This is a genomic window from Streptomyces sp. NBC_00328 (assembly GCF_036139655.1).
Classification (GTDB): Bacteria; Actinomycetota; Actinomycetes; order Streptomycetales; family Streptomycetaceae; genus Streptomyces.
Map to the genome: position 1 here is coordinate 1,263,977 of NZ_CP108013.1, position 12,795 is coordinate 1,276,771.

Annotated in this window: 10 protein-coding genes; 5 read left to right on the forward strand and 5 right to left on the reverse strand. The window is 71.6% G+C overall.

Annotated elements, in window-relative coordinates; translation table 11 throughout:
- Nucleotides 1–79: 79 nt before the first annotated feature.
- From OG485_RS05385 to OG485_RS05405, 5 genes are all read right to left on the reverse strand, one after another.
- Nucleotides 80–322, reverse strand: coding sequence for a DUF397 domain-containing protein (locus tag OG485_RS05385; protein ID WP_328664857.1), 243 nt, complete (start codon nt 320–322; stop codon nt 80–82).
- A gap of 82 nt (nt 323–404) precedes the next feature.
- Nucleotides 405–1,571, reverse strand: a complete 1,167-nt coding sequence (locus OG485_RS05390; protein WP_328664858.1) for a thiolase domain-containing protein — start codon at nt 1,569–1,571, stop codon at nt 405–407.
- Nucleotides 1,568–2,623 (reverse strand): thiolase domain-containing protein, encoded by a 1,056-nt coding sequence (locus OG485_RS05395; RefSeq protein ID WP_328664859.1) that lies wholly within the window; start codon nt 2,621–2,623, stop codon nt 1,568–1,570. Before OG485_RS05395 ends, OG485_RS05390 begins: the two co-directional genes overlap by 4 nt.
- Nucleotides 2,624–3,577: a Zn-ribbon domain-containing OB-fold protein gene (locus tag OG485_RS05400; protein WP_328664860.1), complete on the reverse strand. Its 954-nt coding sequence runs from the start codon at nt 3,575–3,577 to the stop codon at nt 2,624–2,626.
- Nucleotides 3,578–3,655: 78 nt separating this feature from the next.
- Nucleotides 3,656–4,456: a crotonase/enoyl-CoA hydratase family protein gene (locus OG485_RS05405; RefSeq protein WP_328664861.1), complete on the reverse strand. Its 801-nt coding sequence runs from the start codon at nt 4,454–4,456 to the stop codon at nt 3,656–3,658.
- Nucleotides 4,457–4,654: 198 nt separating this feature from the next.
- On the opposite strand from OG485_RS05405, the gene OG485_RS05410 reads away from it, so the two are divergent.
- The 5 genes from OG485_RS05410 (at nt 4,655) to paaK (ending at nt 12,773) form a co-directional block, all read left to right on the forward strand.
- Complete coding sequence (locus OG485_RS05410) at nt 4,655–6,289, forward strand: acyl-CoA synthetase (RefSeq protein WP_328664862.1); 1,635 nt, start codon at nt 4,655–4,657, stop codon at nt 6,287–6,289.
- Between the two features lie 151 nt (nt 6,290–6,440).
- Nucleotides 6,441–8,681, forward strand: coding sequence for a sulfatase (locus tag OG485_RS05415; RefSeq protein ID WP_328664863.1), 2,241 nt, complete (start codon nt 6,441–6,443; stop codon nt 8,679–8,681).
- Between the two features lie 240 nt (nt 8,682–8,921).
- Nucleotides 8,922–9,881, forward strand: a complete 960-nt coding sequence (locus OG485_RS05420) for a 5-dehydro-4-deoxyglucarate dehydratase (RefSeq protein ID WP_328664864.1) — start codon at nt 8,922–8,924, stop codon at nt 9,879–9,881.
- A gap of 112 nt (nt 9,882–9,993) precedes the next feature.
- Nucleotides 9,994–11,328, forward strand: a complete 1,335-nt coding sequence (locus OG485_RS05425; protein ID WP_328664865.1) for an enolase C-terminal domain-like protein — start codon at nt 9,994–9,996, stop codon at nt 11,326–11,328.
- Between the two features lie 137 nt (nt 11,329–11,465).
- Nucleotides 11,466–12,773 carry a phenylacetate--CoA ligase PaaK gene (paaK, locus tag OG485_RS05430; protein WP_328664866.1) on the forward strand — a complete coding sequence of 436 codons (1,308 nt, stop codon included), beginning with the start codon at nt 11,466–11,468 and terminating at the stop codon, nt 12,771–12,773.
- Nucleotides 12,774–12,795 lie beyond the last annotated feature (22 nt).

Sequence of the window (12,795 nt, forward strand, 5' to 3'; positions counted from 1 at the left end):
TGGGCGGCGTTCCGGGCGCGGGCCAGGGCCGCCGCCCTCCTCTCACCGGGGGGGCGGGGCGGGCCCGTCGGCCGTCGGTTCAGGTCAGGTCGAACTCCCCTTCGCGGGCCCCCGATACGAACGCCCCCCACTCCGCGGGCGTGAAGATCAGGGAAGGGCTCTGGGGGAGGCCACTGTTGCGCATCGCGATGAAACCCTCGACGAAGGCGATCTGGACATCTCCGCGCCCTCGGCTGCTGGACTGCCAGTCGGCGTTGCTGAGGTCCAGCTCCGGCTTGTCCCAGCCCGCGAGCGGGTGCTGCTCGATGGTGCTCTCGGCCACGTCCTGCTCCTCCCGGTTCGTCGTCCGCGGCCAGCCTAGCGATCGGTCCGTGCCACGCACAGGCCATGTGAGGGGGACGGTGTCAGGAGGTGGGCGGCTCGGCGCCGACCAGCCACATCGAGAAGAACTGGGATCCGCCGCCGTAGGCGTGGCCGAGCACCCTGCGCGCCCCGTCGACCTGGTGCTCTCCGGCCTGGCCGCGTACCTGGAGGGCCGCTTCGGCGAAGCGGATCATGCCGGAGGCGCCGATCGGATTCGTGGAGAGGACGCCGCCCGACATGTTGACGGGCAGGTCGCCCTCCAGTTCGGTCACGCCCGACTCGGTGAGTTTCCATCCCTCGCCCTCGTCGGCGAAGCCGAGGTTCTCCAGCCACATGGGCTCGTACCAGGAGAACGGGACGTACATCTCGACGGCGTCGATGTCGCGGCGGGGGTCCGCGATCCCGGCCTGGCGGTACACGTCCGCCGCGCAGTCCTTGCCGGCCTGGGGGGACACGAAGTCCTTGCCGGCGAAGAGGGTCGGCTCGCTGCGCATGGCGCCGCCGTGCATCCAGGCGGGCGGGCGCGGTGAACGGGCCGCGCCCGCGCGGTCGGTGAGGATCATCGCGCAGGCCCCGTCGGAGGAGGGGCAGGTCTCCGAGTAGCGGATCGGGTCCCAGAGCATGGGCGAGGCCTGGACCTTCTCCAGGGTGATGCCGTGCTCGTGGAGGTGTGCGTAGGGGTTCTTCAGCGCGTTGCGGCGGTCCTTGTACGCGACGAGCGAGCCGACGGTGTCGGGTGCGCCGGTGCGCCGCATGTAGGCGCGTACGTGCGGTGCGAAGAAGCCGCCCGCGCCGGCGAGCAGCGGCTGCTGGAAGGGGATGGGCAGGGACAGGCCCCACATGGCGTTGGATTCGGACTGTTTTTCGTAGGCGAGGGTCAGGACGGTGCCGTGGACACGGCCGGCGACGAGGTTGGTGGCGACGAGTGCCGTCGAGCCGCCGACGGAGCCCGCCGTGTGCACCCGCAGCATGGGTTTGCCGGTCGCTCCGAGCGCGTCCGCCAGGTACAGCTCGGGCATCATGACGCCCTCGAAGAAGTCGGGCGCCTTGCCGATGACAACGGCGTCGATGTCGGCCCACGTCAACTCGGCGTCGGCCAGCGCGCGTTGGGCGGCCTCGCGGACGAGTCCCGCGATGGACACGTCCCGGCGTGCCGCCACGTGCTTGGTCTGGCCGATCCCTACGACGGCCACGGGCTCCTTGCTCATCGGGCGTCCCCTTCGAGTACGGCGACCAGGTTCTGCTGGAGGCAGGGGCCGGAGGTGGCGTGGGCGAGCGCCCGGTCGGACTCCCCGCGGTGGACGCGTGCGGCGGCCTCGCCGATGCGGATGAGCCCTGCCGCCATGATCGGGTTGGCGGCGAGGGCGCCTCCCGACGGGTTGACGCGCACGCTGTCGCCGAGCCGCAGCGCTTTGCGCAGGACGACTTCCTGGGAGGAGAAGGGCGCGTGCAACTCGGCGGTGTCGACGGGTCGTTCGAAGGCGCCCGCCCGTTCGGCGGCGAGCCGGGCGGACGGGGAGTCGGTCAGGTCGCGCACGCCGAGGGAGTGCGCCTCGATGCGGTGGTCGATGCCCCGGATCCAGGCGGGCCGTTCGCACAGTTCACGGGCCCGGTCCCCCGCCGCGAGGATCACGGCCGCCGCGCCGTCGCCGATGGGCGGGCAGTCTCCGGTGCGCAGCGGTCGTACGAGGTAGTCGCCCTGCGGTACGGAACCCCGCAGCTGGGCATGAGAGTTGGCGGTCGCGGAGGTCCTGCTGCGGGCGGCGACCGAGGCGAGCGCGAGTTCGTCGGTCTCGCCCGCGTCGATGAGCGCCTGCGCCTGGAGTGCGGCGAGGGCGACCGAGTCGGGCCAGAGCGGGGCCACGTAGTACGGGTCCAGCTGGCGTGTCAGGACGTCGCGGACGGAGCCGGGCGAGGACTTGCCGTAGGAGTAGACGAGCGCGGTGTCGGCGTCGCCGGTCAGCAGTTTGGTCCACGCCTCGTACAGCGCCCAGGCTCCGTCCATCTCGACGTGCGACTCGGAGATCGGCGGCCACGCGCCCACGCCGTCGAGCGCCATGGTGAAGGAGAAGGCGCGACCCGCGAGATAGTCGGTGGAACCGGAGCAGGTGAAGTCGATGTCACCGGCCCGCAGGCCCGTCCGGTCGAGTACCTCGTGCAGGACCGGGAGGAGCATCTCCACCTCGGAGACCTCGTCGGTGGTGCGCCGGTGGTCGCTCTGCGCGAAGGCGACGACGGCGATGTCCCTGGCGGTCCGCATCTACAGCATCTCCTTGTACGTCTCGTAGTCCGCGTCCGGTTCCCCGGTGGGCCGGTAGTGGTCGGGATGGCGGCCGCCCTCGGACCACACGGGCTCCACGCGCAGGCCCATCCGGACCTCGTCATAGGGGATGCCGCCGATCCGGCCGTGCAGCGCGAGGCCGGCGCCGTCGAGGGCGATGTGCGCGTAGACGTAAGGGACTTCGATGTCGAGGTTCTTCGCCTTGATGTTGACGATGCAGTACGTGGTGACGGTGCCGCGCGGGCCGACCTCGACCTGTTCGGAGGTGGCCACCCCGCAGGTGGGGCAGGCCCCCTTGGGCGGGACGTAGACCTTGTGGCAGGAGGGGCAGCGTTCGCCGAGGGTCCGCCGTTCGGCGAGGCCCGCGATGTAGGCGGTCTGGGCACGGCCCGGCGAGTAGACGTAGTCGAGCCGCGCGGGGGCGACTATTCCGGTGACCATGTCCGCGAACCGGCCGTCGTGGCCCGCGGGTTCGCCGGCGGGTTCGTCCGCGGCGCCGTCGTGGGGCTCGAAGCAGGCGATGTCGGTGATCGCGCCGGAGCGTTCGCGGGCCCAGCGGACGCGGACGCGCATCCCGGTGCGCACGGCCTCGGGGCCGGGGGCGTCGAGGGCGTGCAGCAGGCCGGTGTCGGCGCCGTCGAGCCTGACCAGGACCCAGGCGAAGGGGGTGGTGAGCGGCTGGCCGCGGCGGGGTTCGTGGTTCCAGGCCCAGGTGGTGACGGTGCCGGTGGGGGCGACCTCGACGAGGTCGTGTATCTCCTCGGCGGTGACGGGGTCGTACTCGACGGGCGGAACGAGGGTGCGTCCGTCGGCGGTCCGCACGCCGAGGACGACCTGTTCGCGCAGGCCCGTGAGGAAGGCGCTCTGCACGGGGCCGAGCGAGCGGGTGAAGGGGAACTCGACGACGAGGGGGGCTTTGAGGACTTCGGGCATCCCGGATCTCTCCTTCCAACGGCCGGCCGTGCCGTGTCCGCGGGGCGGACAGGTCGCGTCCGGGGCCGGGCGTGCGGGTCAGGCCCGCCGGTAGACGGGCGGGCGCTTCTCGGCGAAGGCCCGGGAGCCTTCCTTGGCGTCGGCCGTGTCGAACACCGGCCAGCCGCGCCGCAGTTCGGCGGCGAGCCCGTCGGTCTCGGTCAGCTCGGCGGTCTCGTACACGGACGCCTTGACGGCCTCGACGGCGAGCGGACCGCAGGCGTTGATCTGCTCGGCGACGGCGAGCGCCTTGTCCAGCGCCGTCCCGTCGGGCACCACATGGCCGATCAGTCCGATGCCCGCGGCCTCCTGGGCGGTGTACGGGCGTCCCGTGAGGAGCATTTCGAGGGCGTGGGTGCGCGGGATCTGGCGTTGCAGCCGCACCGTCGAGCCGCCGATCGGGAAGAGGCCGCGCCTGACCTCGAAGAGCCCGAAGGTCGCGGAAGCGCCCGCGACGCGGATGTCGGTGCCCTGAAGGATCTCGGTGCCGCCCGCGACGCAGTACCCCTCGACGGCGGCGATCACCGGCTTTCGCGGGCGGTGGTGGCGCAGCATGGCCTTCCAGTGCAGATCGGGGTCGGCCTTGAGCCGGTCCCGGTACTGCTCGCCCTCCATGCCCCGGCCGGCCAGGGCCTTGAGATCCATCCCGGCGCAGAAGGCACCGCCGGCGCCGGTGAGCACGATCGAGCGGATGGCGTCGTCCTCGTCGGCCTCGACCCAGCCGTCGTACAGACCGACCAGCATCGGCAGCGAGAGCGCGTTCCTGGCCTCGGGCCTGTTGAGCGTGAGCACCAGTGTGGCGCCTTCGCGTTGCACGGTGAGGTGTTCGGTCCCACCCATGGGCGTCCTCCCGTCTCGGATGCGAGAACAGGTTGCAGGAGCCGTCCATCCAGTACAAGGGTTTTCTGACAGACAGTCAGATTTCTTGTGCCGGGGCCCTTCCCACTTGGGTCGGGCTTTGCTCTGATGACCGTCGGGTCCGGGGCGGGCACCGCCCTGGCGGCACTCGGCCACGGACGTGCACGGTCAGGAGGAGCGGTGGAGTACAACCTTGCCGACCTGTTCGAGTCGGTCGTCGACGTGGTCCCGGACCGCGAGGCGCTCGTCTACCTCGACCACCCCGGCACGGGCGCGGAACGCCGCCTGACGTACACGCAGTTGGACGCGGCCGCGAACCGTATCGCGCACCATCTGATCGACAGCGGGATCCGCCCCGGCGAGCACCTCGGCCTGCACCTGTACAACGGCGTCGAGTACCTCCAGACGGTGCTGGCCTGCCTCAAGGCACGCATCGTCCCGGTCAACGTCAACTACCGCTATGTAGAGGAGGAGTTGGCCTACCTCTATCAGGACGCGGACCTGGTGGCGCTGGTCTTCGACGCGGAGTTCACCGACCGGGTGGCGGCGGCACGGCCACGGGCACCGCGGCTGCGGCATCTCGTCCGCGTGGGGGCCGCCGCCCCCGGAGCGGCGGCGGGCGACGGAGGCGCGGTGGACGCCGTGGACTTCGGGGACGCCGAGGCCGCCGGTTCACCCCTGCGCGGATTCCCCCCGCGTTCCGCGGACGACCAGTTCATCATCTACACCGGCGGCACGACGGGGATGCCCAAGGGCGTCATGTGGCGGCAGGAGGACCTCTTCTTCGCCGGGCTCGGCGGTGGTGCGCCGACCGGCGATCCGGTGACGAAGCCGCAGGAGCTCGCCGAGCGCGTCGCGGCCGGCGGTGCCGGAATCACCTTCTTCCCCACTCCCCCGCTCATGCACGGCACGTCCACGCTCACCGCGTTCATCGCCTTCAACTTCGGGCAACGGGTGGTTCTCCACCGCAAGTTCGCTCCCGAGGACGTCCTGCGCACGATCGGGAAGGAGAAGGTGACCAGCGTGTCGCTGGTCGGCGACGCGATGCTGCGGCCCCTGATCGACGCGCTGAACGGCCCCCTGAAGGGCACCGACTGCTCCGCCCTGTTCAGCGTCTCCTCGTCCGGCGCGATCATGTCCGACACCGTCCGCGAACAGTTCCAGGCGCTCGTCCCGAACGTGATGCTGCTGAACAACTTCGGCTCCTCGGAGTCCGGCTTCAACGGCACCGCGACGGCCGACTCCGGACCCGAGCGCGGCTTCCGCATCCGCGTCAACGCCCGTACGCAGGTGGTGGACCCGGTGACGTACGAGCCGGTCGCGGCCGGTGAGCCGGGACGGGTCGCGCAGCGCGGCCATGTGCCTCTCGGCTACTACAACGACCCGAAGAAGACCGCCGAGACGTTCTTCCGCAAGGGCGACGAACGCTGGGTGCTCCTCGGCGACATGGCCACGGTCGACGAGGAGGGCATCGTCATCGTCCTCGGCCGCGGCTCCCAGTGCATCAACACCGGCGGCGAGAAGGTGTATCCCGAGGAGGTCGAACAGGCCTTGAAATCGCACCCGGACGTGTACGACGCCCTGGTCGCCGGAGTGCCGGACCCGAAGTGGGGCAGTCACGTGGCGGCGGTCGTCCAGCTCCGCGAGGGCGCGCCGCGGCCCTCGCTCGACGACATCCAGACCCACTGCCGCGCCCGTCTGGCCGGCTACAAGGTCCCGCGCCAGTTGGTGATCACGAACTCCATCCAGCGTTCACCGAGCGGCAAGGCCGACTACCGGTGGGCGCGGGAGGTGGCGGTGACGGCGGACCGGTAGCGGCCGGTGGTGACATCCGGGTGATCCTGTCGACGTACTCTGTGCGCGGTCGGCCTCCGCCGTTGAACCGGAGGTGACGGCCGGCCGTATGGGGGGTGACGGAAAAGCCTCCGTCGCGCCAGCACCGGGTTACGCACGGAAGGACCTTCGGGTGTCGCACCACACGCCTCCTCGTCAACTGCCGGATGCCGACGCGGGTCCGGACCCCGACGCGACGGCGACAGACGGAACCCGCGACGAGTCCGGGACGGACGTCCGGACCGGGGCCCCCGCGAGTTCGGAGGCGGGCGAGCGGGCCGAGGAGGCAGCGGGCGACGAAGCGCGCGGCGCGACCGGAGTCGGGCCCGCCGTCCCCCACCCCGCCGACGGCGAACCGACCGGCCCGCACCCCGCGGCCGACGACGAGCCGGCCATCCCGCGCCCCGCCGCGGCCGCCGACGAGCCCACCCTCCGGCAGCGCGCCGCCGACGAACTCACCGGTGAGCAGTCCGGCGACGCGCAACCCGCAGGACCGCGGCCGGCCACTGCCGACACGGCCGCCGACGTACAGCCCGCCGACGAGCACCCCACCGGCCCGCAGACGCCCGACGCGGATCCCGCCGGCCCGCAGCCGGCAGCCGACGAAGCCACCCCCGAAGCCGCCGACGGGCATCCTGTCGACCCCGCGTCCCCGGACGAAGCCGAACCCGCCGCGGACGCCGCTTCCGCCGACCGTCCCGGATGGTTCGGCTGGCGCCGGCGCCACCCGCGGGCCGCGCGGGCCGTGCGGGTGGGCACGACCGTCCTGGCCGGTGCGCTGGTGGTCACCATCCTCATCCTGCCCAACCGCCTCGACTGGATGAGCGTCCGGGCGTTCTTCCGCCTTCCGGTCGAGGCGGTCTTCCTGTCGGCCGTCCTGCTCGTCCTGCCGGCGAGGGCGCGGCGGATCACGGCCGGATTCCTCGGGGTGCTCCTCGGGCTGTCCGGCATCCTGAAGTGCCTCGACATGGGCTTCCGCCAGACCCTGGCCCGGCCGTTCGACCTGGTCTTCGACTGGGTCCTGCTGAGCGACGGGGCGGACTGGGTCAAGGACTCCTTCGGGCGCTCGGGCGAGGTGCTGGCCGTGGTCGGGGTGATCGTCCTGGTCATCGCCGTGCTCGCCCTGAGCGTGCTCGCGATGACGCGGCTGGCGAACGTCCTGGCCCGGCACCGCACCGGGGCCGTACGCGCCACGCTCGTCCTCGGCGTGGCGTGGGTCGTCTGCTTCACCATGGGCGCACAGACCGGCGGCGTCACGATCGCCACCAAGGGCTACGCCCAGTACCTCTCCAACCGTGTGCAGTACGTCCGCGACGGACTCGGTGACGCCGACGTCTACAAGAAGCAGATGGCCGTCGACGCCTTCGCCAAGACCCCGTCCGACCAGTTGCTGACCGGGCTGCGCGGCAAGGACGTGATGTTCACGTTCATCGAGAGCTACGGCCGGGTGGCCATCGACGATCCGGCGATGGGACCGGAGGTCGACGCGACGCTCCAGGAGGGCGACGCGAGGCTCAAGGCGGCGGGCTTCTCGGCGCGCAGCGGCTGGCTCAAGTCGCCGGTGACGGGTGCCGGAAGCTGGCTGGCCCACTCGACGTTCCTGTCCGGCACCTGGGTCAAGAACCAGCAGCGGTACCGGTCCCTGACCACCAGCAAGCGCGCGACCCTCACGAGCTACTTCCAGAAGACCGGCGCCTGGCGCACGGTCGGCATCGTCCCGGGCGTGCGCCTGGCCTGGCCCGAGGGCAAGTACTTCGGCCTCGACCACATCTACGACTCGACGCACCTCGGCTACCAGGGCCCGTACTTCAGCTGGACGCCGGTGCCGGACCAGTTCAGCCTGGAGTCCTTCCAGAAGCTGGAGCACGGCAAGAAGAACCGCGACCCGATCATGGCGGAGATCATCCTCGCCTCCAGCCACAACCCCTGGTCGCCGATCGCCCACACGATCGACTGGAAGGACCTCGGGGACGGCAAGGTCTTCTACAAGATCAAGAAAGAGGGCACGAACCCCACGGAGGTCTGGAAGAGCTCGAAGCGGGTGCGGACCGAGTACCGCAAGGCCATCCAGTACTCCCTGGACAGCCTGACCCAGTGGATGCAGCGCTACGGCGACGACAACACCGTCCTCGTCTTCCTCGGCGACCACCAGCCCGTGCCGACGGTCACGGGGGGCAGCACCAGCAAGGACGTGCCCGTCACCATCGTCGCCCGCGACCCGAAGGTGCTGGACCGCGTCTCCGACTGGGGCTGGACGGACGGACTCAAGCCCGCGGCCGACGCGCCGGAATGGGGCATGAACAAGTTCCACGACCGCTTCATGACGGCGTACGGCCCGAACCCGGGCGCCGGGGCCGCGACGACGTCGCACTGACGGCCCCGAGCCCGGCCGGGTCCTTCCCGCTCCTGCGGAGATCCCCGGCCCGCTCCGAACGTCCGACCCGAACACAGCGGGCCCGCGGCCTCCCCGGCCGCGGGCCCGCCGCGTTGCGCGGACACCCTCCGCGCCTGCCCGGCACCGGATCCGCGGCACCCGCCCCATTGACCCCGAGGGTTCACGAATCTAACCTGAGTTCTCATACGTAGACAGCATCTGCATACAGGGATGAGACTCATGGCAGGGTTCAGCACGGATCCGGGCGGCGTGGTCCAACGGTTGCGGGACGGCATGGCGAGCGGGGTCCTGTCCTTCCCGCTCACGAGCTTCACCGCGGACGGCGACCTCGACCCGGAGTCCTACCGGGCCTACCTCGCCGGCCGGCTCGCCACGGCCCCCGGCGCGGTGTTCCCCGCCTGCGGAACCGGCGAGTTCAGCGCGCTGGACGAGGACGAGTACCGCGCCGTGGTCACCGCCACGGTCGAGATCGCGGACGGCCGCATGCCCGTGGTCGCGGGCACCGGCTACGGATGGGCGCAGGCGCTGCGGTTCGCCCGGATCGCCGAGGAGGCCGGCGCGGACGCCCTCCTCGTGCTGCCGCACTATCTCGTCGAGGCCCCCGAGTCCGGCCTGGTCGAGCAGCTGCGCCGGATCGCCGCCGGCACCCGGCTGCCGCTCATCACCTACCAGCGCGGCCCGGTCGCCTTCACCCCCGAGGGGCTGCGGGCCGTCGCGGCGGTCCCGGGCGTCATCGGGCTCAAGGACGGGCACAGCGACCTCGACCGGCTCCAGCGCCTCACGCTCGCCGCGCCCGACGGCTTCCTGTTCTTCAACGGGGCCGCCACCGCCGAGATCCAGGCCCGCGCGTACGCCGCCGTCGGCGTTCCCGCCTACTCGTCGGCCGTCCACGCGTTCGCGCCCGAGATCGCCGGCGCCTTCTTCACCGCCCTGCGCACCGGCGACGAGGCGACCGTGAACAAGCTGCTGCGCGACTTCTACGTCCCACTCGTCGAGCTGCGCGACACGGTGCCCGGCTACGCCGTGTCGCTGGTCAAGGCCGCCGCCCGGCTGCGGGGTCTGCCCGTCGGTCCGGTGCGCGCGCCGCTCACCGATCCCGCCCCGGCCGATCTGGCCGCTCTGGAGCGGATCCTCGACACGGGACTGGCCCTCGTCGGAGCGGTGCGGCGGCCCGCCTGAGGCACGCGGGGGAACGGCCCCGCGGGGCTCGGGGCGGGCCGGCCCCCGGCCCTGCCCGTCGCCGTCATCCTGGGATTCCCGGCACCGGTCACCCTCGTACGCAAGGAATGTGATGAAGAGTCAGCAACCGACGATCACCGAGTTCTCCGTCTACCCCGTCGCCGGACGGGACTGCATGGAACTGAACCTGTCGGGCGCCCACGGTCCCTATTTCACCCGCAATGTCGTGGTCCTCAAGGACTCCGAGGGGCGGACCGGGCTCGGCGAGGTGCCGGGCGGGGAGAAGATCACCCGGACACTGCGCGACGCCGGGTCCCTGGTCCTCGGGGCGAAGGTGGGCGACCACCAGCGTGTCCTGCGCGAGATCGGGGACCGTTTCGGCGACCGGGACGCGGGCGGCCGCGGCACCCAGACCTTCGACCTGCGCACGACCGTCCACGCCGTCACGGCCGTCGAGTCGGCCCTTCTCGACCTGCTCGGCCAGCACCTCGACGTGCCGGTCGCCGCCCTGCTGGGTGACGGGCAGCAGCGTGACCGGGTGCGGGTGCTGGGCTACCTCTTCTTCGTCGGCGACCCGGACCGCACGGATCTGCCGTACGTACGCGAGAGCGGCTCGGACGTGGACTGGTACCGCCTGCGGCACGAGGAGGCGCTGACACCCGGCGCGATCGTCCGGCAGGCCGAGGCCGCCCACGAGCTGTACGGGTTCCGGGACTTCAAGCTCAAGGGCGGCGTCCTGGAAGGCGCCGAGGAGGTCCGGGCCGTGCGCGCGCTCAAGGACCGCTTCCCCGAGGCGCGCGTCACCCTCGACCCCAACGGCGCCTGGTCGCTGCGTGAGGCGGTCGAGCTGTGCGGACCGCTGGTCGGCACGCTCGCCTACGCCGAGGACCCCTGCGGCGCCGAGGACGGCTACTCGGGGCGGGAGATCCTGGCCGAGTTCCGCCGGGCGACGGGGCTGCCGACGGCGACCAACATGATCGCCACGGACTGGCGGCAGCTCACCCACGCCCTGGCGCTCCAGTCGGTCTCGATCCCGCTCGCCGACCCGCATTTCTGGACCATGCGGGGCTCGGTGCGGGTGGCCCAGCTCTGCAACGCGATGGGCCTGACCTGGGGCTGCCACTCGAACAACCACTTCGACATCTCGCTCGCCATGGTCACCCACTGCGGAGCCGCCGCACCGGGCCCGTACAACGCCCTCGACACCCACTGGATCTGGCAGGAGGGCCTGGAGCGGCTCACGGTGGCCCCGCCGCGCATCGTCGACGGCGAGATCGCGCTGCCGGACGCGCCCGGACTGGGCGTCCGGCTGGACATGGACCGGCTGCTCGCGGCGCACGAGCTGTACCTGAAGGAGGCGCTCGGCGCCCGTGACGACGCTGTCGCCATGCGTCACCTCGCTCCCGGGTGGGAGTTCGACCCCAAGCGCCCCGCCCTGGTGCGCTGAACGGCCGCCCGGCCCGCTCCGACGAAAAGCGCCGCCGACCCCTTGCACTGGCGGCGGACACCTGAATTACTGTCCGGAACAGGGCGACCGAATGATCGGTCGTCCGCTATGGCACGGTTGGCGAGGGAGAGGGCGCGATGGCGGGCTCGACGGACCCGAAGGGCCTGCTCGACGCGGGCGAGCGGCTGGACGCGACGGAGCTGCGGGCGCTCCAGCTGGAGCGGCTGCGCGCGTCGCTGCGGCACGCGTACGAGAACGTCCCCTTCTATCGCGAGTCCTTCGACAAGGCCGGACTGCGCCCCGACGACTGCCGCTCGCTCGCCGATCTGGCCCGGTTCCCGTTCACGACGAAGTCGGATCTGCGGGAGAACTACCCGTACGGGATGTTCGCCGTGCCGCAGGACCGGATCCGGCGCATCCACGCGTCGAGCGGGACGACCGGGCGGCCCACGGTCGTCGGCTACACGGAGAACGACCTGTCCATGTGGGCCGACATGGTGGCCCGTTCGATCCGCGCGGCGGGCGGCCGGCCCGGTGACAAGGTCCATATCGCCTACGGCTACGGCCTGTTCACCGGCGGACTCGGCGCCCACTACGGCGCGGAGCGCCTCGGCTGTACGGTGATCCCCGCGTCCGGCGGCATGACGGCACGTCAGGTCCAGCTCATCCAGGACCTGAAGCCCGAGATCATCATGGTGACACCCTCGTACATGCTGACCCTCCTCGACGAGTTCGAGCGCCAGGGCGTGGACCCGCGCGGCACCTCGCTGCGGGTCGGCGTGTTCGGGGCCGAGCCGTGGACCGAGGAGATGCGCCGCGAGATCGAGGAGCGGTTCGCGATCGACGCGGTGGACATCTACGGCCTCTCGGAGGTCATCGGCCCCGGGGTCGCCCAGGAGTGCGTGGAGACCAAGGACGGTCTGCACATCTGGGAGGACCACTTCTACCCGGAAGTCGTCGACCCCCTCACCGGTGAGGTGCTGCCGGACGGCGAGGAGGGTGAGCTGGTCTTCACCTCGCTCACCAAGGAGGCCATGCCCGTGATCCGTTACCGGACACGGGACCTGACGCGGCTGCTGCCCGGTACGGCGCGGGTCTTCCGCCGGATGGAGAAGATCACCGGGCGCAGCGACGACATGGTGATCCTGCGCGGGGTCAATCTCTTCCCGACGCAGATCGAGGAGATCGTCCTGCGGACTCCCGGGGTCGCCCCGCACTTCCAGCTCCGGCTGACCCGCGAGGGCCGCCTCGACGCCCTCACCGTACGGGCGGAGGCCCGGCACGGCGCCACACCCGAGGCGCGCGAGGCGGCGGCGCGGGCGATCACCGCGGGCATCAAGGACGGGATCGGTGTCTCGGTCACGGTGGAGATCGTCGAACCGGAGTCCCTGGAACGGTCGGTGGGCAAGCTGAAGCGGATCGTGGACCTGCGTCCGCGCGCCTGACCGGCTGCGGAGAGGGCCGCGG

What these genes read in the sequence shown, in the direction of transcription:
- OG485_RS05390 (WP_328664858.1), bottom strand. Translation starts at nt 1,571, where the DNA reads ATGAGCAAGGAGCCCGTGGCCGTCGTAGGGATCGGCCAGACCAAGCAC.
- OG485_RS05395 (WP_328664859.1), bottom strand. Translation starts at nt 2,623, where the DNA reads ATGCGGACCGCCAGGGACATCGCCGTCGTCGCCTTCGCGCAGAGCGAC.
- OG485_RS05400 (WP_328664860.1), bottom strand. Translation starts at nt 3,577, where the DNA reads ATGCCCGAAGTCCTCAAAGCCCCCCTCGTCGTCGAGTTCCCCTTCACC.
- OG485_RS05405 (WP_328664861.1), bottom strand. Translation starts at nt 4,456, where the DNA reads ATGGGTGGGACCGAACACCTCACCGTGCAACGCGAAGGCGCCACACTG.
- OG485_RS05420 (WP_328664864.1), top strand. Translation starts at nt 8,922, where the DNA reads ATGGCAGGGTTCAGCACGGATCCGGGCGGCGTGGTCCAACGGTTGCGG.
- OG485_RS05425 (WP_328664865.1), top strand. Translation starts at nt 9,994, where the DNA reads ATGAAGAGTCAGCAACCGACGATCACCGAGTTCTCCGTCTACCCCGTC.
- paaK (WP_328664866.1), top strand. Translation starts at nt 11,466, where the DNA reads ATGGCGGGCTCGACGGACCCGAAGGGCCTGCTCGACGCGGGCGAGCGG.